The organism is Burkholderia paludis, assembly GCF_000732615.1.
Classification (GTDB): domain Bacteria; phylum Pseudomonadota; class Gammaproteobacteria; order Burkholderiales; family Burkholderiaceae; genus Burkholderia; species Burkholderia paludis.
Map to the genome: position 1 here is coordinate 1 of NZ_JPGL01000101.1, position 18736 is coordinate 18736.

Below are 18736 nucleotides of genomic sequence, written 5' to 3' on the forward strand. Positions count from 1 at the left end.
CTATAGCCCTGGTCGAGCACCAGACACGCGGCTTGCTGTTTGAACTCCGGGGAAAACGTACGACGTCGCTTGGTCATTAGACACCTCTTCATGGCGAGCATTCTCGCCTAAATCAGTGTCCGGGTTCATTAGACCACTACACTTGCCGCCTCGGCTAAGTATTAGCTCACAGCGCGTTACTTGGCGAGCCTCCAAGGCGCGTGCTGACACGTCCCGCAGTTGGAAGCAGCGGATCACCAGGCCTTGAGCCGTTACGTGGACGCAGGTGGGGTCAAGACTTACAACCATACGCAGCGGGGATACACATGAGCTTTTGGCCGCAAAACCTCGTGGACTGGGCGCAAATTGCATCGGCAGTCGGCACATGCGGCGCAGTCATCGTTTCGCTATCTCTAGCCAACCGAGGCGTACAGACCAAGCTGGAGGCTTCTTGCGCGATGCGGCGCGGGATAGGTGCTCCTGAGCTGCGCGTCTCTTTTCGGAATGTCGGGCGTGATGCGGTCTACCTTGTAGCAATTGGCGGAACCTCAGACGACGGAACCGAATGGAGCCATCGATTCCTTACCGGGGATGGGCACCTGATCCTAGCGCCTGGGGAGCCCGACTCCCTATCGATGGATAGGAGGGACGCGATTATGGAGGTTACGGGTAAGCCGCCTAAGCGCTGGGCACGTATGTGGGTCAGGGACATCAGCGGAAAACGATTCCCAATCGCGAACTCAGCGGAAAGCCTTGAGGGGCTTTGGAGCGAGCCCGACAAGCCGAACCAGCCCCCGCCCCGGTCAACCATTCCGATGTAAGAGGCCGATATGCCCCACCCCGCCTAATGAGATGCGCCCGGCTGCGTCAGGATATCGCGCGGGTTACCTGATGCGCGTCAGAGGGGCTGCGCGTGGTGGCGCGCGCGTGGAATCGGGAGGGCCGCCGGGGGGAATTTCGCGGCTGACTGTTATCAGATAGGTTCTGAGATTTTTCCGGCCAACATTTGAGCATCTCGCTGTTTAGCCTGCCCTGCCCATCTAAACAGATTGCTAGGCTGCTCTGGATCAGGCACCAGCGTTGTAGGTTGAGCACCAAGCATTCACACTGACTTTCCCGAGGCTTGCCAGAACCAGCGCAACCACCGGTACGATGACTGCGGAGGCTATGCCAAGATGTGGGGCAATAGCAACCGAGACAGCACTAACTACAAATGTTTTGGCGTGCCCTTTCTCGCCAAACAATCCCGCGCGCTCTTTACTGTATTTTTTGTCGTCGCAAATGAAGCCTTGAATCTCTTTCTTCAAATTATCCAGAAACGAATTCTTTTTCTCCGGCAAGCCGGATGCGGAGAAAAGATAAGTACCTGCGGCAGATGCTTCAAGCCAAGCCCGCGCGGCTTCATCGTATGAAGCACCGCCAGCCAATAGGGTGTCAACCAGCCCTTTCTGGTACGCGGGAAGTCCCTCAAGCCACGATGATGGCTCACCGTCGAACAACGTTTCAGGCACATCTTCCATTTTCAATACATCCCCAAGAGATATTCCGCAGACACAGCGTGTGTCGTTTGATGCAAGGCGCTTGGGTCTATACCACCCACAATTGCCCGTATGGGCTGAGTCGGGGCATACGCACCAACTAGCACAGCAACAAGTTGCCCATCGTCCTTCCTGAACACTGGACTACCAGATTGACCAGGCCGAGCAAGCGTGTTGAGGACTAGATATTTCCCTTTTATCGGGCCAGACGGGATCAGCACTCGCGCCCCTACCTCTGCATCCTGACTAGTCAGAACCATCCGCCCATGATCGGCATGCGGAAATCCAAAGCTAACAATTGGGGTACCAACTGCTGCCGCATCCGAACCAGCAATCCGAACACTAGACATATAATCTATGTCAGCCTTCAATATTGCTAGATCATGAAATGGATCTACTTCCGCCAAAGCAAGTGGTAACGTCGCAACTTCAGCATCAGTTGCATCCTGATATGCACTGATCTCGGTTAAAATAGTTCTTCGCGTGACAAGCACTAAATTATTACCGTCCCCACCGACCACATGGGCAGCGGTTGCAAAATGACCTGGCCTATCCAATAAGAAAACCGTTCCCAGCAAATTCACCCCGCCTGGGCCAACACGACCAACAAGGAATACCGCCTGGGATATATGTTTGAAGTCGTGCACAAAGATTCTCGATCAATTAGTGACGGATAGGTTTTTGATAATAGCAAAGGATTTGCAGCTTCGCTCATTCTCTGCACGTTCAGACATACAAAGAATCGAAATCGAGCTCATGCCGTGGTAACCTCGGTGGTAACTTGCTAAACCCACCACGGCAACACACCTGCTCCATAAGGCTTTGACGTCCACGGTTCGATTCCTAGAGTCCGGCCCTGGGCATCCAATGGGCACCTCGCTCACAAAAGAAAAGGCCCACACCGACAAACTGCCGATGCGGGCCTCTCGTGTTTCCGGCGGTCTTACCCTACGCGCCCGGCTTAGTGTCCCCTAGACCACATCCCCGCCGTTGTCCCAGCGGGACAATTCCGTGGGACAATCCGGGACACATGAACAGTGGTCTTGGGACAAACCGGCAGCTTTACTCCTGCCCCTGACTCGTCAGGAACTCCTCGTAATTGCCGCCGAAGTCGAACAGCGAGCCGTCGGTACGCACTTCGATGATCCGGTTCGCCAGCCCGCTCACGAATTCGCGGTCGTGCGACACGAAGATCAGCGTGCCTTCGAACTGCTCGAGGGCGATCTGCAGCGACTCGATCGATTCCATGTCCATGTGGTTGGTCGGCTCGTCCATCAGCAGCACGTTGTGGCGGCCGAGCATCAGCTTGCCCCAGATCATGCGGCCCTTCTCGCCGCCCGACAGCACCTTCACCGACTTCTTGATGTCGTCCGACGAGAACAGCAGGCGGCCGAGCGTGCCGCGCACCATCGTCTCGTCGTCGCCGTCCTTGCGGTACTGGTCGATCCAGTCCATCAGCGTGATGTCGTTCGGGAATTCCTCGTACGTGTCCTGCGGCATGTAGCCGACGTTCGCGTTCTCGGACCACTTCACCGTGCCGTGCTCGAGCTCGAGCGCGCCCAGCAGCGAACGCAGCAGCGTCGTCTTGCCCGCACCGTTCTCGCCGATGATCGCGATGCGCTCGCCCGGCTGCACCGACAGGTTGAAGTTCTGGAAGATCGTGCGCTCGTACTTCTTCGTGATGTCTTCGGCGACCACCGCGACGTTGTGCAGCTTCTTCTCGAACTCGAAGCGGATGAACGGGTTCTGCCGCGACGACGGCTTGAATTCCTCGATCTTGATCTTGTCGATCTGTTTCGCGCGGCTCGTCGCCTGGCGGGCCTTCGACTTGTTTGCCGAGAAGCGGCGCACGAAGTCCTGCAGCTCGGCCACGCGCTCCTTCGCACGTGCGTTCGCCGCGGCCTGGCGCTCGCGCGCCTGCGCCGACGCGAGCATGTAGTCGTCGTAGTTGCCCGGCCAGACCTTCAGCGTACCAAAGTCCATGTCGGCCATGTGCGTGCACACCGAGTTCAGGAAGTGACGATCGTGCGAAATGATGATCATCGTCGAGTTGTACTCGTTGAGCGTGTGCTCGAGCCAACGGATCGAGTTGATGTCGAGGTTGTTGGTCGGTTCGTCCAGCAGCAGCACGTCCGGCTTCGAGAACAGCGCCTGCGCGAGCAGCACGCGCAGCTTCCAGCCCGGCGCGACGTCGCTCATCGTGCCGCTGTGGAATTTCTCCTCGATGCCGATGCCGAGCAGCAGCGCGCCCGCGCGCGCCTCGGCGTCGTAGCCGCCGTATTCGGCGAACTTGCCTTCGAGCTCGGCGGCGTGCATGTAGTCGTCGTCGGTGGCTTCCGGGTTCGCGTAGATCGCGTCACGCTCGGTCATCGCGGCCCACATCTCGGTGTGGCCCATCATCACCACGTCGAGCACGCGTACGTCCTCGTACGCGAACTGGTCCTGGCGCAGCTTGCCCAGACGGACGTTCGGCTCCAGCGCGACGTTGCCGCCGCTCGGCTCGAGGTCGCTGCCGAGGATCTTCATGAACGTCGACTTGCCGCAACCGTTCGCCCCGATCAGACCATAGCGGTTGCCCTCGCCGAATTTGACCGAGATGTTCTCGAACAGGGGCTTTGGCCCGAATTGCATCGTGATGTTGGCAGTAGAAAGCACGGCAGGTCCCGTTAAGAGATAAATCGACGGAAAACCGTGTATTTTAGCAGGTGTCGGAGAAACTGCCGACCATGGCCGTTCCGGTCGCGCATTCCAGGCGCCGGATCCGCCGCCCGGCGGCCCGCCGGGACGACGGCACGCACCCCACGCCGCGGCCTTACCGGAGCCCCGCATGCTTGCCAGCCAGCTTCGCGCACAACTCGTCGGCGCATGGCGCCTCGTGTCCTACGAAATCCGCCCGCGCGACAGCGGCGCGGCCGCCTATCCGCTCGGCCGCGACGCGCGCGGCTGGCTCCTCTACACGCCGGACGGCTACATGTCCGCGCAGCTGATGGCCGCCGGCCGGCCGCCCTACGCCGACGGCGACCTGCAGGGCGGCACGCCCGCCGAGCGCGCGGCGGCGGCCGGCGGCTACATCGCCTACTCCGGCCCCTTTCGCGTCGCCGACGACGGCACGCTGACCCACGAAATGGACGTCAGCCTGTACCCGAACTGGATCGGCAACGTCCAGCAGCGCGCCGTCATGCTCGACGGCGATCGCCTGCAGCTCGGCCCCGTCGCTCCCGTGCGGATCGGCGGCCGGGAAGTCGACGTCGTGCTGCTCTGGGCGCGCGCCGGCCGCTGACGCCCGTCACTTGCCGGCCTTCGCCGCCGCCCGCTGCGCGGCCTTCGCGTTCATCTGGCCGAACAGCGCCGAGCACGGCACCCCCTTGTTGTTGCTCGGCGCGATCAGCGGAATCAGCGCCGCGAACGGGTTGATCAGCCCGAGCCCGATCATCGCGCCGGCGCGCAGCGCGAGCGCGCCCGCATCGACGCCGACGTTCGGGTTCTTGAACGTGCCCTTCGCATACAGCGGCGAGCGCAGCGAGAAGATGCGGAAGCCCTTCGTATGCGGATGGATCTTCAGGTCGAGCGTCTCGTCGCGCAGGCTGATCGGGCCGTCGACGTTGATCAGCGCATCGTCCGTATCGAGCGCGAACACCTTCGGATCGAGGATCCCGTTGGTCGCGACGAAATCGATCGCCGCGCAGTTGATCTTCACGTCGTTGTTGCCGAACAGCTTCTCGTAGACGACGTTCGCGACGTTCAGCCCCGCCGCCTCCATCAGCAGGCGGCTGATGCGGCCGTCCGTCACGAGCGCCTTCACTTCGCCGTTCGACGTCGCGGCCAGCGCGGCCGGCGAATTGCCGGTCGCCGACAGCGACGCGTCGCCGTTGATCTCGCCGAGCGCCGACTGCATGACCTTTTGCGCCGGGAACAGCTGCTTGAGCTTGAGGTGCCGCGCCGCCACCGTGAAGCGCCCCTTCAGCGGCGCGCCGCTGCCGTCGAGACGCGCGGTCGTCGACAGCGTGCCGCCCGCGACGCCGAACTGCAGCGGCTCGAACGACAGCACGCCGTCCTGCATCACGATGTGCGTGTACAGATTGGTGATCGGCAGGTCCGAACGCTTGATCAGCTTGCGGCCCGTGAACTTGACGTCCGCGTCGAGCGCGCGCCAGCGATCGGTGCGGAACGTCTCGACCGGCAGCACGCGGCCCGCCGGCTGCTTCGTGGTGTCGCCGCGCCGGGCCTTGCTCGCAGCCGTATCGGCGCCGATCACCGGCGCAAGATCCGAGAATTGCAGCAGGTTCGACACGAGCTCGCCCGACAGCTGTGGCCGCGGTTCGCGCTGCGCATAGGCGAGCGTGCCGCCGAGATCGCTGCCGCCGACGCGGCCGTTGAAGTTCTCGTAGCGGAACGTGCTCGCGTGCGGCTTGAAGTTGCCGACCAGCCGCCCCTCGGTCGCGTAAGGCGGCGTGTCGGGCAGCGTGATGCCGCTGATTGCGTAGAGATGCGACATCGACGTGCCCTGCAGCCACAGCCGCAGGTCGATGGCCGCGAGATGCAACGGATCGGTCAGCGTACCGACGATCGCGAGCCGCGTATCGCCGGCCTTCACGTCTGCCTGCAGCGGGAACGGCTTCGACGCATCCTGAATCGCGAGCACGCCGCCCAGCTTGCCGGTGCCGCTGATCGGCACGTTCCTGTAGCGGCCGTCCACCTTCAGCCCGAATGCATAGGTCGGGCCCGACGGCTTCGCGGCTGCATCGGCAACAGCCGATACGGAAGAAGCCGCAGGGGCGGCCGACGCCACGGCGGACGCAACCGACGCCGCGCTTGCCGCCTGCGCTGCGGAAGCGCCCGACGCCGCCTGCGCGCTGGCCTTCGCGCTCAACTGCGCGGCGCCGTGCTGGCCGACCCGCTGCGCCGACGCCGCCCGCGACGTCTGCTCCTGCTCCTTGAGCACGTCGCCGAGCGGAATCGGCTGCCCGAGCGTATCGATCGCGACGGTCAGGTCGGCCTTCGTGATCGCGTCGCGATACGTGACGGTGCCCTTTGCAAAGCCGAAGCTGTCGAGCCGCACCTTCCACGGCGACGGCTGCGACGACTGCTTGAACTGGAAGGTCCACGTGTTGCGGCCGTCGGCGAGCCGCTCGAGGTCGACGACCGGATTCACGACGTCGATCGACGGGATGACGATTTCATGCGCGAGCAGCGGCAGGATCGCGACATCGAAATGTGCGGCGTCGAGCGTGACGAACCTGGGCGTCTTCGCCCAGTCGGGATTGCCGATCTCGAGCTGCGTGGCCGACAGGCTCGGCCAGGGCACCCATGCGCGCCAGCCGGTCTCGCCGTCGGGGCGGCGCCAGCCGATCTTGAGATCGCCGTTGATCGCGAACGGGCGGCCGAGCGCGGCACTCACCTGTTCGTTGACCCACGGCTTCGCGCGGTTCCAGTCGAAGACGAAGAGAAAGACGCCGGCCGCCGCGATGAGTACCGCGACGATACCGACGACCCATGCAGCCGATCTGCCGATGGCTCGGGCTAGCGTCATGGCGGTTCCGTTGTTGTTCTGACGGGTTGCCGCGTCATGCCGGGCCGCTTGCGTGGACGAACGGCGCACGACACCCGCGGCTTTTCAGCCGGTATTATGACGCACGCCATGATGGCGTCTCGGCGCCATTAACGCTTTTTTTCATTTGTGACATGACAGCCCCCACCGGCCTCATCGATGCGCAGCACATCACGCGGCGCGACGCCAGCAGCGGCAGGACCCTGCTCGCCCCGACCGATTTCAGCGTCGCGGCGGGATCGCGAATCGCCATCACGGGGCCGTCCGGCTCGGGCAAGAGCGTGCTGCTGCGCGCGCTCGCACTGCTCGATCCGCTCGACGGCGGCCGCATCCTGTGGCGCGGCAGCCGGATCCGGCGCAGCGCGATCCCGCGCTACCGGCGCAGCGTCGCATACGTGCGCCAGCGCCCCGCGCAGATGGACGGCACCGTCGAATCGCAATTGCGCTATCCGTATACGCTCGCGATCTATCGCGACGCGGCGTTCGACCGCGCACGCGCCGACGCGCTTGCCGCGCAGGCCGGCCGCGACCCCGGCTTTCTCGACAAGCGCGCGAGCGACCTGTCGGGCGGCGAAGCGCAGATCGCCGCGCTGCTGCGCGTGCTGCAGCTCGATCCCGACGTGCTGCTGCTCGACGAGCCGACGTCCGCGCTCGACCCCGAATCGGCGCGCGCGATCGAGACGCTCGTCGGCGCATGGTTCGACGCGGCGCCCGACGCCCGCGCGTACATGTGGATCTCGCACGACCCCGCCCAGGCAGCGCGGATCGGCACGATGCAGCTCGTCATGCAGGCCGGCGTCATGCATGTCGCGAAGCCGACGGAGGCGGCGCAATGAGCCCGGCCCTGCAGGCGCTGAGTCTCGTCGACGTCGGCATCGCCGCCGCGCTCGTCGCCGTCAACGGCGCGATCTCGGCGGCACTGTCGCTTGGCCTCGGCCGCAAACTCGCGCTCGCGGCGGTGCGCACCGTCGTGCAGTTGCTCGCGATCGGCTACGTGCTCGGCTGGGTGTTCGGCCATCCGCACTGGACGGTCGTGCTGCCGCTCACCGCGCTGATGACGCTGATCGCCGGTTTCGCCGGCGCGGGACGCGGCAAGCGCACCTATCGCGGCCAGCGCGTCGACAGCATCGTGTCGATCTGGTTCAGCAGCTGGTTCGTCGCGGCGATCGGCCTGTTCGTCGTGATCCGCATCCATCCGTGGTACGCGCCGCAATACGCGATTCCGATCCTCGGCATGATTCTGGGCAATACGCTCACGGGCGTATCGCTCGGCGTCGAGCGGATGATGGAAGAACTCACGGCCCGCCGCGATCGCGTCGAAACCGCGCTTGCACTGGGCGCGACGCGCTGGGAGGCCGCGCAGGACGCCGCGCGCCAGGCCGTGCGCGCGGGCATGCTGCCGACGTTGAACCAGATGGCTGTCGTCGGCGTCGTGAGCCTGCCGGGGATGATGACGGGCCAGGTGCTGGCCGGCCAGTCGCCGCTGCAGGCCGTGCGCTACCAGATCGTGATCATGTTCCTGATCGCCGCGGCATCCGCGCTCGGCACGGTCGGCGCCGTGCTGATGACCTATCGCCGGCTGTTCTCGGCCGATCACCGCTTTCTCGCGTCGCGGCTCGAGGAGCGCACGCCCTGACGCGCGACGATGCAGCGCGATCGGCACGCCGGGACGGGGAAACGATGACGATGGCGCGGGCGCGGGCGCGCAGGACGTGACCTTCGCATGACGCCACGCAGGTCGCCGCGCCGCTGCAACAGCAACGGACTGCGAAGAAAATCCCGGGAAAGCGTGATGACGGCGACACGCGACGTTCACATATCGCGTTGCCCGCCTGCCAGGCCGGTTGCGCGTGCGCCGGGAGCGCCGGCCCGCGCACGCCGCTCAGCGCTTGATCGACACCGTCACCTTCGTGCCGTCGCTCATCGTGATGGACTTCGAACCGCCGTTGGTCGGAATCGACACCCACTTCACCTGGCTCACCGACACGACGTCCGGACACTGCAGCGACTTGCCGCCGGCCGTCACGTTGCGCGTTCCCTTCGGCGCGGCCGCCTGGAAGCTCAGCTGCACGTTGGCGATCCCCTTCGCGTCGACCGACGGCGCGAGCCGCACCTGGGTCTGCCGCACCATCGCGCCGTTCTCGTCGCGCGGCAGGCTGTCGGTGTTCGGGCAGCCGTCGGGCATCGCCACCGCGCCGCTCGGCGGCACCGATTTCCAGTTGAAATCGTCGGTCTCGCCCGACCGGATCTTGCGCGTCTCCTGCGTGTTGCCGAAGGTCTTCGAGTCGACCATGACGGTGTATTCGAGCTGTCCGGTACCGCCGCCCTTCAGGCTGCCCTTGATCGGCGGCGCCGCGAATACGCTCGCGCTGACGCACGCCGCCGCGAGCACGACCGACCACGATGCGGCGACTGACAAGCTGCGTTGGCTCATGCTGACCTCCTTGGTATGCGGCGGCACGCGCGTGCCGCGCGGTTTCGATGCATGATGCGCTGCCAGTCTACCGCCAAGCGGCATGCAGTGCGCCGCAAACGCATCGGGTGTTACCCCGCTTGCGTTCGCGGCGCCGCAACCTTACGCGCGATACCGGCTCAGAAGCCGCTCAGCACGAGCTTGCCGATCGCGCGCCCGGCCTCGAGCATCCGGTGCGCGCGCCGCACGTTCGCGACATTGATCGCGCCGAGCTGCTCGCCGAGCGTCGTGCGCAGCGTGCCGCCGTCGACGAGCCGCGCCACTTCGCCGAGGATCCGGTGCTGCTCGATCATGTCCGGCGTCTCGAACATTGCACGCGTGAACATGAATTCCCAATGAAACGCGGCGCTCTTCGCCTTCAGCAATTCGACCGGCACCGGCTTCTCGTTCTCGACGATCGTGCAAATGCCGCCCTGCGGCCGGATTACTTCCGCGGCGGCAGGGAAATGACGATCGGTGTCGTTGAACATCAGCACGTAGTCGACGTTCGGATACCCGGCCTCGCGCAACTGCGCGGGCAGATCGCCGAAATGGTCGACCACGGCGTCGGCGCCGAGCGAACGAACCCATTCGGCCGATGCCGGCCGCGACGCGGTCGCGATCACGTGCAGCTTGCCGAGCTGCTTCGCGAGCTGGATCGCGATCGACCCCACCCCGCCCGCACCGCCGATGATCAGCACCGACTTGCCGGCATCCGCGCCCTGCGGCGACACGTGGAGCCGGTCGAACAGCGCTTCCCACGCGGTCAGCGCGGTGAGCGGCAGCGCGGCCGCTGCCGCGAAATCGAGCGTGCGCGGCTTCAGCGCGGCGATGCGTTCGTCGACCGCATGGAATTCGCTGTTCGCACCAGGCCGCGTGATGCTGCCCGCATAGAACACGGCGTCGCCGGGCCGGAACAGCGTGACCTCAGCGCCGACCGCGACAACGGTGCCCGCCGCATCCCAGCCGAGCACGCGCGGCGTTTCCTCGACCTGCGGCTTCGGTGCACGCACCTTGGTGTCCACCGGGTTCACGGAAATCGCCTCGACCTTCACGAGCAGGTCGCGCGGGCCCGGCACGGGCTGCGGCAGTTCCACGTCGAGCAAGGCTTGCGGATCGTCGATCGGCAGATAGCGGGTCAGTCCAACGGCTTTCATCTCGATACTCCTGTCAGGTAAACAACCGGGCGGGCTTTGGCGCCGCCCCACGAACATCATCGTAGGCAACCCGATCCTTCGAGAAAACCGCTATATTTCCTGAAACATTTTCAGGAATTTCAGAATAATGACGTCCGACCCGATTCCGGCCCCCGACAAACCGCTCGACCTGCTCGACGTCGCGCTGTTCGTGCGCGCGGCGCTGCTGGCGAACGTCAGCGCGGCCGGGCGCGAGTTCGGCGTGTCGGCCGCCGTCGCGAGCGCACGCATCGCGCAGCTCGAGCGCCAGCTCGGTGCACGGCTGCTGCATCGCACCACGCGCCGCATCAGCCTCACGCAGGACGGCGAGGTTTTCATGGCGCATGCCGACACGCTGCTGGCGGCCGCCGACGCCGCGCGCGCATCGGTCGGCCGCGGCCGCACCGAGCCGTACGGGCGGCTGAAGGTGTCGATGTCGTCGTCGTTCGGCCGCCAGCACGTCGCACCGGTGATTCCCGCCTTCCTGCGCCGCTATCCGTCGGTCTCGCTCGACCTGCGGCTGTCCGACGAGATCGTCGATCTCGTCGACGAAGGCTACGACGTCGCGATCCGCCTCGGCGCGCTGAAGGATTCGACGCTCGTCGCGCGCAGGCTCGCCGTGAACCGCCGCGTACTGTGCTGCTCGCCCGCGTATCTGGCCGGGCACGGCACCCCGCGCCACCCGGCCGATCTCGCGCAACACGAATGCGTGATCCTCGGCGACCAGCGCGACTGGTCGTTCGCCACGCCGCAAGGCCCGCTCACGGTGCGGGTAGGCGGCCGGCTCATTGCCAGCAACGGCGAGGCGATCCGCGAAGCGCTCGTCGACGGCTTCGGGATCGCGATCAAGTCGACCTGGGACGTCGGCCCGCTGCTCGCGAGCGGCGCGCTCGTCACGGTGCTCGACGACTACCCGTTCGCGGACGACATCGCGATCTGGGCCGTCTACCCGAGCCGCGCGCATGTGCCGCTGAAGACGCTCGCGTTCATCGCGTTCCTGGCCGAACATTTCGGCGATCCGCCTTACTGGGATCGCGCGGGCGGGCAATGAGCGCAGGCGCTCGCGCTCACGCCGCGCAGGCGCCGGTTCGAGTCCGGCCTCAGGATTCGTACCGGCCGCGACCGACCGGCTACAATGGCGCGTTCGCGACGCACCGGCCCGGCCGAGCGCGCCCCGGCCGAACGGGGCCGCGTCCGCAGGCGGCCGCCCGTTAGCCGCGCATGCCTTTCATTCGCCTCCCAACCATCCCGTCATGACCCACAATCTCGTCATCCAGAGCCTTGCACCGCTGTCGGACGCCCATCACAAACCGCTGCTTGCGCTGTCGCGCGGCACCCGCCTCGTGCAGACCGACGATCGCGCGCTGCGCATCGAAGGCGCGAACCCGGCACAGCGCCTCGACATCGACGCCTACTGCGGCACGCACGCGCTCGATTTCGCGTTCGTCGAGGCCGGCCGTGCGCTCGGCGATTTCGGGCTCGTCGTGATGGACATGGATTCGACGCTGATCACGATCGAATGCATCGACGAGATCGCCGACTTCTGCGGGCTGAAAACCCAGGTCGCCGAGATCACCGAAGCGTCGATGCGCGGCGAGATCCGTGACTTCAACGAGAGCCTCACGCGCCGTGTCGCGTTGCTGGCCGGGCTCGATGCGCAGGCGCTCGAGCGTGTGTACGAGGAACGGCTGCAACTGTCGCCGGGCGCCGAGACGATGCTCGCCGGCGTGAAGGCCGCCGGCCTGAAGACGCTGCTCGTGTCCGGCGGCTTCACGTTCTTCACCGAGCGGCTGAAGGCGCGCCTCGGCCTCGACCATGCGCATGCGAACACGCTCGAGATCGTCGACGGCAAGCTCACCGGCAAGGTGCTCGGCGAGATCGTCAATGCCGACGTGAAGGCACGCCTGCTGCGCGAGACGTGCGCATCGCTCGGCCTCGAGCCGCGCCGCGCGATCGCGATGGGCGACGGGTCGAACGACCTGAAGATGATGGCCGAAGCCGGGCTGTCGGTCGCGTTCCATGCGAAGCCCGTCGTGCGCGACGCGGCGACGGTCGCGTTCGATCACGTCGGTCTCGACGGGCTGCTGCGGCTGTTCTGATTCCGCCGCCCCGCCAATGAAAACGCCGGCGCGATCCTGGATCGCGCCGGCGTCGTTTTTTGCGGGACGCGGCCGGCCCGCGATCAGCCGAGTACAGCCTCCATCGCGCGCTCGATGTCCGCCCGCAGGTCGGCTTCGTCTTCGAGACCGACATAGAAACGCACCAGCGTGCCGCGATGCGACCAGTCCGGACGCATCGACGCGACGTCGTACGGCATCGCCAGGCTGCACGCACCGCCCCAGCTCCAGCCGATCGCGAACAGCTCGAGCGACTCGACGAAGCGATCGATCTGCTCCGCGCTGTAGCGTGCGTCGAACACCACCGAGAACAGTCCGCCCGCGCCCGTGAAATCGCGCATGAACGACGCGTGCCCCGGGCAGTCGGCGATCTGCGGATGCAGCACCGCTGCGATCTCGGGCCGCGCCTTCAGCCATTGCGCCAGCGCCAGCGCGCTCCTGCTGTGCGCGTCGAAGCGCACCTGCATGCTCGGCAGGCTGCGCAGCACGAGCGAGCAATCGTCGACCGACACGCCGATCCCGCAGCGCATCCGCGCGAGCTTCAGTTGCGCCTGCAGTTCCGCGCTCGCGGTAATCGTCGCGCCCATCAGCACGTCACTGCCGCCCGACTGGTACTTGGTCAGCGCCTGCACCGAGATGTCGACGCCGTGCTCGAACGGCTTGAAGGCGAGCCCCGCCGAATACGTGTTGTCGATTGCGGTGACGATGCCGCGCGCCTTCGCGGCCGCCGTGATCGCCTGCACGTCGGGCACTTCCATCGTCACCGAGCCCGGCGCCTCGATCCAGATCAGCCGCGTGTTCGGCTGGATCAGGTCGGCGATGCCCGCGCCGACCAGCGGATCGTAGAAGCGCGCGGCGATGCCGAAATCCTTCGCGAGCCAGTTGCCGAAGTCGGCATTCGGCCCGTACACGTTGTGCGGAATCAGGACGTCGTCGCCGGCCTTCACGATCCCGAAGTAGACGTTCATGATCGCCGCGAGGCCCGACGGCTGCAGCAGCGCATGCGTGCCGCCCTCGATCTCGGCAAGCCGCTGCGCGAGCGCGAGCGACGTCGGGGTCGCGTGCAGCCCGTAGCGCCACTGGTTGTCGTTGTGCCAGACGAGCGCGCGCATCGTCGCGAGATCGGGGAAGACGACCGTCGACGCGCGCTCGACCGGCGGCACGAACGAACGGAAGCCTTCCGGGATCACGTCGTCGGGTTGAACGATGCGGGTTTGCAGCGCGCGCTTGGAAGTGGATGCAGTCATGACAGGAAGCCGGGCACAAGGCCGTTCGGTTGCGAAATATGTCGCCAGATTAGCGAAAATCGGCGCGGTTGGCCCGGTACAATGCGCGCCGCGCACGCCGAGCCAGCGCGCCGTCAGTCGTCGGTGCGCAGGTTGACGACGCCGCCTACCGTCTCGATCTCCTGCACGCGGCCGTCGCGCACCTGCAGCGCCGCGCGCTTGCCCGGCGCGAGACGCAGCACGACGGGCTGCGGGTCCGATTCGTCCGAATTCATCCGGTCGGCCTTCAGGTCGCCGGTCGCATCGAAACGGCCGACCCAGATCCCGGTGATGTTCGTGCCGTCGTTCGATTCCTCGATTTCGAGCGTGTCGCCGTCGCGATCGCCCGCCAGCAGCACGACCTCGCCCGTATCGGCAAACTGGTATTCGCCGTGCACGCCCTCCTCGTCCGTCTTCGGCCCGAGATGCACGACGATCGGCCGACCGCCGAGCGTCCCTTCGTAGCGCGGCAACCGGGCGAACTCCGGATTCGGCCGCAGCGGCCGCGCCGGTGCCGGATCATCCTGCTGCGCACCCGGCGCGGCGGCCTGCGCCGCGACCGCGCCCGGCAGCGCGATGCCTGCCGCCAGCGCACATGCGACGACGAGCGCCCGTTGCCATTCCGAATATCGACCCACCTTGTGTTGCTCCCTGCTTCAGATTCGCTCGAAAATCGCGGCGATGCCCTGCCCGCCGCCGATCGCGGTACGTACGCCGTTCACCCCGCATCGCGTTGCATGTCGACTCGTCGTCCTTCCGGTCGCATGCATCGTTCGCGCGGTGCCATAGGCGGCGTGCGCGGTTCGCGTCAACCCTGCATCAGATGCGCCACCGCGTCGCGGTGCGGAATCGGCGCGACCGCGCCGTAGCCCGTCGTCGACAGCGCCGCCGCCGCGTTCGCGTAACGCGCAGCCGTGAACGGATCGTCGCCCGCGACGATCCGCGCGACGAAGGCGCCGCCGAAGCAGTCGCCCGCGCCCGTCGCGTCGACTGCTTCGACCGCGAAGCCCGGCACCACGCGCCGCTCGTTCGGCGTCGCCACGTACGCCCCCTCCTTGCCCAGCTTCAGCGCGACGACCTGCGGCCCGTGTTCGAGCATCGCGTCGACGATCGCGTCGCGATCGTTCGCGCCCGTGAGCGCCGTGACATCGTCCCAGCTCGGCAGGCAGATGTCCGTCTGGCGCAGCGCCTCGCGCATCACCGCGCGGGCCCGCGGCAGCGGCCACAGTTTCAGGCGCAGGTTCGTGTCGAAGCTGACCTTCGCGCCGTGGCGGCGCGCATGGTCGACCGCGGCGAATGCGGCGTCGCACGCCGTCGTGCTGATCGCGAGGCTGATGCCCGACAGGTGCACGGCCTTCGCGGCCGCCAGCGCATCGAGCGGCAGGTCGCCCGCCGCATAGCGGCTCGCCGCCGAGCCCGCGCGCAGATAGTCGAACTGGTGGCCGTCGGCGCCGTGCGTGACGAAATACACGCCGGTCGGCGCCGCGCGATCGATCCGCACATACGTCGCGTCGACGCCTTCCGCCCGCCACATGTCGGCCAGCAAGCGGCCGAACGGATCGTCGCCGATCGCCGACACGAAGCCCGTCGACGCGCCCTGGCGCGCCGCGGCGATGCAGAAGTTCGACGTGTCGCCGCCGAAGCCCTGCAGGAATTCAGCACGGCCAGGTTGCGCCTGGTTGAATTCGATCATCGCCTCGCCGAGCGCAAGAATCTCCGGAAATGCAGCGGTCATCGCTTAGACCTCGCCCCACAGATCGTGGCCGTCGGCGCCCGTGATCTTCACGGACACGAAATCGCCGACCTTGTAGCGCTTCGACGCCTTCGTCGCCGGCTCGACATAGACGACGCCGTCGATCTCCGGCGCATCCGCCGCCGTACGGCCGATGCCGCCTTCCTCGCTGACTTCGTCGATCAGCACCTTGAGGGTCTTGCCGACCTTGCGCTGGATGCGGTTCGCCGACACTTCCTCGGCAACTTCCATGAAGCGCGCGCGGCGCTCCTCGCGAACCTCGTCGGGCAGCGCGCCGTCGAGTTCGTTCGCGGTCGCGCCTTCGACCGGCGAATACGCGAAACAGCCGACACGGTCGAGCTCCGCCTCGCGGATGAAGTCGAGCAGCGTTTCGAACTGCTCCTCCGTCTCGCCGGGGAAGCCCGCGATGAACGTGCTGCGGATCGTCAGGTCCGGGCAGATCTCGCGCCACTTCTGCACGCGCTCCAGCACCTTCTCCGCGTTCGCCGGGCGCTTCATGCGCTTCAGCACGTCGGGGTGCGCGTGCTGGAACGGCACGTCGAGGTATGGCAGCACGTGCCCCTTGAACGGGCCTTCGGCCATCAGCGGAATCACTTCGTCGACGCTCGGATACGGATAGACGTAGTGCAGGCGCACCCACGCGCCGTACTGCGCCGCGAGTTCGCCCAGCGCGGCGACCAGGTCGGTCATGCGCGTCTTGATCGGCTTGCCGTTCCAGAATCCCGTGCGGTACTTCACGTCGACGCCGTACGCGCTCGTGTCCTGCGAGATCACGAGCAGTTCCTTCACGCCCGACTTGAACAGGTTCTCGGCTTCCAGCATCACCTCGGCCACCGGGCGCGACACGAGATCGCCGCGCATCGACGGGATGATGCAGAACGTGCAGCGGTGATTGCAGCCTTCGGAAATCTTCAGGTATGCGTAGTGGCGCGGCGTGAGCTTGATGCCGGCTGCCGGCACGAGGTCGACGAACGGGTCGTGCGGCTTCGGCAGGTGTGAATGCACGGCCTGCATCACTTCGCCCACCGCGTGCGGGCCGGTGACGGCGAGAACCTTCGGGTGGACTTCCTCGATCAGGTTCGAGCCGCTCGCGCTCGACTTCGCGCCGAGGCAGCCGGTGACGATCACCTTGCCGTTCTCGGTCAGCGCTTCGCCGATCGCGTCGAGGCTCTCCTGCACGGCTTCGTCGATGAAGCCGCAGGTGTTCACGACGACGAGGTCGGCGCCGTCGTAGGTGCCGGAGATTTCATAACCTTCGGCGCGCAGTTGCGTGATGATCTGTTCGGAGTCGACGAGGGCCTTCGGGCACCCGAGGGATACGAACCCTACTTTTGGGGATTGGGACATCTGGAATGTGGGGGCGTGGCAGCAAAAGCGTGAGTTTACAGCCATTTACGGTTCAGTGACCCAAAACAAGCGGCCGGCGGTAGTGTCGATCGACCGCTTGAGTACGCCGCCTGCTGGGCAACGGCCAACGAGATGGAGCTTGGTGCGTCCCCATCACTCCGGGCCAAAGGGCTATCGGCATACCACCAGCCCCATGTGCGGCAAGGCTCGCCGGGGGTGGTCAAGTGTCGGCCGGCTCAGCGCTGATCGTTGAGGGTCTGGATCGCTTGAGCCGCGCTGAGCCGCTGTAGGCGCAAGCGCAGCTCGCCCAGATCGTCAAGGCGAGTCACGGTTGCGACGGCCTGCAACGGCTGTGAATACAACCGCGAGCGCCTCAGGACGCAACCGATGGACCTCGTTTACAGCCTGCTGCTGATCTGCGTGCACGAGGAGTCGGATACGAAGAGCAAATGCGTGAAGACAGCCATCCGCCGGCAGTGCCCCGGGGGTGGATCACCGGCACGTGGCGCGCGCCCGTCCGCGTCGGGAAGGATCCGCATTGGGTGCAGGAGACCGAAACCGGTGCATTCAAGTTGGCCGACGACCGGGCGTCCGCGGTAGGCCTCGTCATCGAAATGTTCAAGCAGGGACACGGCGCAGTCCGGACTGTGCGCAAGCTCTCCGACCGCTGGCTCAAGATCATCGACAGTGGCTGCTCGGCGTCAAGCCACCCCTACCGGCTACCGGCAAACCGAAATCCCGCCCAGCCTTCTGGCGGCCGAGTTCGCGGATCTGCGATACCTGGCCGAGCAGCGCGGGCGCCACAAAATCCCCGGGGGCGTGATCGGGCCGGGCATCACCTATTGTGGCTACTGCGGCGCGGTGATCTTGGCGCAGAACATTATTGGGCGCCGGCGCGCCGCCGATCACAAAACCGTGGACATCGCTGAGCGATCTCGACCATCGCGATGCGGCTACGCTCGTCTGTCGATTGCACGTCACCCGGCATGAAGAGTGCTGAATTGTCCGCTTACACCTCATTTGTTGAACAAGACGGCATCCCAGTTGGAGAGCGTAGCGCTATCCCTGAGCCCGAGAGCACCGAGGTCGAACTGCCCCTTACGAATACGGTGCATCGACTCGATGCCTGAAAATCACCAGCTATACCCATACCCGGCACCGTAAGTCTTGTTGTTGCCCGACATGCCGATGCCCAGCTTCAGAATGCCGTTGGTCGAGACATGCGCGCTCGCGCCAAACGCCATGCCCGACTCGCCGGCAAAGCGCGCGACACCGACAGCGAAGTTGATCGTCTTGCCAGGTTCGACCTGCGGCATCATGGTCAGCGCCGTCGCCGCGGCAATACCCTGCCTTGCCATCTGGTCGGTCTGCTGCAGTTGCGAACCGAGCGTGTTGATCTGCGTCTGCTGGCCCGACAATGCCGTGGACAGCGTCGTCTGCACCTGCGTCAGCTGGTTCACGTTCACCGCATCTGTGCCTTGCGTACCCGGCGCGACGTTGATGATCTGACGCTGCTGCGTGTCGCTGCCGACCGACACCACGTTCTGGCGGCCGCCGTCCGT

The 18736-nt window shown here is 65.8% G+C and carries 16 protein-coding genes and 1 pseudogene; 5 read left to right on the top strand and 12 right to left on the bottom strand.

Going from position 1 to position 18736, the window contains the following annotated elements:
• Positions 1-1046 precede the first annotated feature (1046 nt).
• The 3 genes from GQ56_RS42515 to GQ56_RS0137280 form a co-directional block, all read right to left on the bottom strand.
• Entirely contained in the window at positions 1047-1499 is a 453-nt protein-coding gene (locus GQ56_RS42515; protein ID WP_075123112.1) for a hypothetical protein, read from the bottom strand.
• 2 nt (positions 1500-1501) lie between these two features.
• The gene (locus tag GQ56_RS42520) at positions 1502-2164 is read right to left on the bottom strand and encodes a S1 family peptidase (protein WP_200878026.1); all 663 of its coding nucleotides are present in this window, start codon (positions 2162-2164) and stop codon (positions 1502-1504) included.
• A 415-nt stretch (positions 2165-2579) separates the two neighbouring features.
• Complete coding sequence (locus tag GQ56_RS0137280; RefSeq protein ID WP_034200188.1) at positions 2580-4172, bottom strand: ABC-F family ATPase; 1593 nt, start codon at positions 4170-4172, stop codon at positions 2580-2582.
• Between the two features lie 172 nt (positions 4173-4344).
• Here GQ56_RS0137280 and GQ56_RS0137285 point away from each other — a divergent pair, with 172 nt between their 5' ends.
• Positions 4345-4797, top strand: coding sequence for a lipocalin-like domain-containing protein (locus GQ56_RS0137285; RefSeq protein ID WP_031403486.1), 453 nt, complete (start codon positions 4345-4347; stop codon positions 4795-4797).
• Positions 4798-4803: 6 nt separating this feature from the next.
• Here GQ56_RS0137285 and GQ56_RS0137290 read toward each other — a convergent pair whose 3' ends face one another.
• Positions 4804-7047, bottom strand: coding sequence for an AsmA family protein (locus tag GQ56_RS0137290; RefSeq protein WP_031403487.1), 2244 nt, complete (start codon positions 7045-7047; stop codon positions 4804-4806).
• A 152-nt stretch (positions 7048-7199) separates the two neighbouring features.
• Between GQ56_RS0137290 and GQ56_RS0137295 the strand changes: the two genes are divergently transcribed.
• Together GQ56_RS0137295 and GQ56_RS0137300 are read left to right on the top strand one after the other, a co-directional pair.
• Positions 7200-7901 (top strand): ABC transporter ATP-binding protein, encoded by a 702-nt coding sequence (locus GQ56_RS0137295; protein ID WP_031403488.1) that lies wholly within the window; start codon positions 7200-7202, stop codon positions 7899-7901.
• On the top strand, positions 7898-8701 hold the full coding sequence (locus GQ56_RS0137300) for an ABC transporter permease (protein WP_031403489.1): 804 nt from the start codon (positions 7898-7900) through the stop codon (positions 8699-8701). Before GQ56_RS0137295 ends, GQ56_RS0137300 begins: the two co-directional genes overlap by 4 nt.
• A 246-nt stretch (positions 8702-8947) precedes the next feature.
• Here the strand turns inward: GQ56_RS0137300 and GQ56_RS0137305 are convergent, their stop codons facing one another.
• Together GQ56_RS0137305 and GQ56_RS0137310 are read right to left on the bottom strand one after the other, a co-directional pair.
• Positions 8948-9499 carry a DUF6013 family protein gene (locus GQ56_RS0137305; protein ID WP_031403490.1) on the bottom strand — a complete coding sequence of 184 codons (552 nt, stop codon included), beginning with the start codon at positions 9497-9499 and terminating at the stop codon, positions 8948-8950.
• Between the two features lie 158 nt (positions 9500-9657).
• Positions 9658-10674, bottom strand: a complete 1017-nt coding sequence (locus GQ56_RS0137310) for a zinc-binding alcohol dehydrogenase family protein (protein WP_031403491.1) — start codon at positions 10672-10674, stop codon at positions 9658-9660.
• A gap of 127 nt (positions 10675-10801) precedes the next feature.
• On the opposite strand from GQ56_RS0137310, the gene GQ56_RS0137315 reads away from it, so the two are divergent.
• Entirely contained in the window at positions 10802-11743 is a 942-nt protein-coding gene (locus tag GQ56_RS0137315) for a LysR family transcriptional regulator (RefSeq protein WP_031403492.1), read from the top strand.
• Between the two features lie 202 nt (positions 11744-11945).
• Complete coding sequence (gene serB / locus GQ56_RS0137320) at positions 11946-12791, top strand: phosphoserine phosphatase SerB (protein ID WP_031403493.1); 846 nt, start codon at positions 11946-11948, stop codon at positions 12789-12791.
• A gap of 83 nt (positions 12792-12874) precedes the next feature.
• Here the strand turns inward: serB and GQ56_RS0137325 are convergent, their stop codons facing one another.
• The 6 genes and pseudogenes from GQ56_RS0137325 to GQ56_RS0137350 all read right to left on the bottom strand — a co-directional run.
• Positions 12875-14056 carry a cystathionine beta-lyase gene (locus GQ56_RS0137325; RefSeq protein ID WP_031403494.1) on the bottom strand — a complete coding sequence of 394 codons (1182 nt, stop codon included), beginning with the start codon at positions 14054-14056 and terminating at the stop codon, positions 12875-12877.
• 113 nt (positions 14057-14169) lie between these two features.
• Positions 14170-14712: a hypothetical protein gene (locus GQ56_RS0137330; RefSeq protein WP_031403495.1), complete on the bottom strand. Its 543-nt coding sequence runs from the start codon at positions 14710-14712 to the stop codon at positions 14170-14172.
• A 170-nt stretch (positions 14713-14882) separates the two neighbouring features.
• On the bottom strand, positions 14883-15809 hold the full coding sequence (locus tag GQ56_RS0137335) for a sugar kinase (RefSeq protein WP_031403496.1): 927 nt from the start codon (positions 15807-15809) through the stop codon (positions 14883-14885).
• A gap of 3 nt (positions 15810-15812) precedes the next feature.
• A complete protein-coding gene (gene rimO, locus GQ56_RS0137340) occupies positions 15813-17174 on the bottom strand; it encodes a 30S ribosomal protein S12 methylthiotransferase RimO (RefSeq protein ID WP_031403497.1) in 1362 nt (453 codons plus the stop codon).
• 1016 nt (positions 17175-18190) lie between these two features.
• Positions 18191-18304, bottom strand: a pseudogene (locus GQ56_RS47405) (IS6 family transposase); the annotation flags it as partial.
• Positions 18305-18307: 3 nt separating this feature from the next.
• Positions 18308-18736 (bottom strand): YadA-like family protein (locus GQ56_RS0137350; RefSeq protein ID WP_031403498.1); only part of this gene is annotated, 429 nt, incomplete at its 5' end.

Excerpts from the sequence above, each read along its gene's own strand:
- GQ56_RS42515 (WP_075123112.1), bottom strand. The coding sequence starts at position 1,499 with ATGGAAGATGTGCCTGAAACGTTGTTCGACGGTGAGCCATCATCGTGG.
- GQ56_RS0137285 (WP_031403486.1), top strand. The coding sequence starts at position 4,345 with ATGCTTGCCAGCCAGCTTCGCGCACAACTCGTCGGCGCATGGCGCCTC.
- GQ56_RS0137290 (WP_031403487.1), bottom strand. The coding sequence starts at position 7,047 with ATGACGCTAGCCCGAGCCATCGGCAGATCGGCTGCATGGGTCGTCGGT.
- GQ56_RS0137295 (WP_031403488.1), top strand. The coding sequence starts at position 7,200 with ATGACAGCCCCCACCGGCCTCATCGATGCGCAGCACATCACGCGGCGC.
- GQ56_RS0137300 (WP_031403489.1), top strand. The coding sequence starts at position 7,898 with ATGAGCCCGGCCCTGCAGGCGCTGAGTCTCGTCGACGTCGGCATCGCC.
- GQ56_RS0137305 (WP_031403490.1), bottom strand. The coding sequence starts at position 9,499 with ATGAGCCAACGCAGCTTGTCAGTCGCCGCATCGTGGTCGGTCGTGCTC.
- GQ56_RS0137310 (WP_031403491.1), bottom strand. The coding sequence starts at position 10,674 with ATGAAAGCCGTTGGACTGACCCGCTATCTGCCGATCGACGATCCGCAA.
- GQ56_RS0137315 (WP_031403492.1), top strand. The coding sequence starts at position 10,802 with ATGACGTCCGACCCGATTCCGGCCCCCGACAAACCGCTCGACCTGCTC.
- serB (WP_031403493.1), top strand. The coding sequence starts at position 11,946 with ATGACCCACAATCTCGTCATCCAGAGCCTTGCACCGCTGTCGGACGCC.
- GQ56_RS0137325 (WP_031403494.1), bottom strand. The coding sequence starts at position 14,056 with ATGACTGCATCCACTTCCAAGCGCGCGCTGCAAACCCGCATCGTTCAA.
- GQ56_RS0137335 (WP_031403496.1), bottom strand. The coding sequence starts at position 15,809 with ATGACCGCTGCATTTCCGGAGATTCTTGCGCTCGGCGAGGCGATGATC.
- rimO (WP_031403497.1), bottom strand. The coding sequence starts at position 17,174 with ATGTCCCAATCCCCAAAAGTAGGGTTCGTATCCCTCGGGTGCCCGAAG.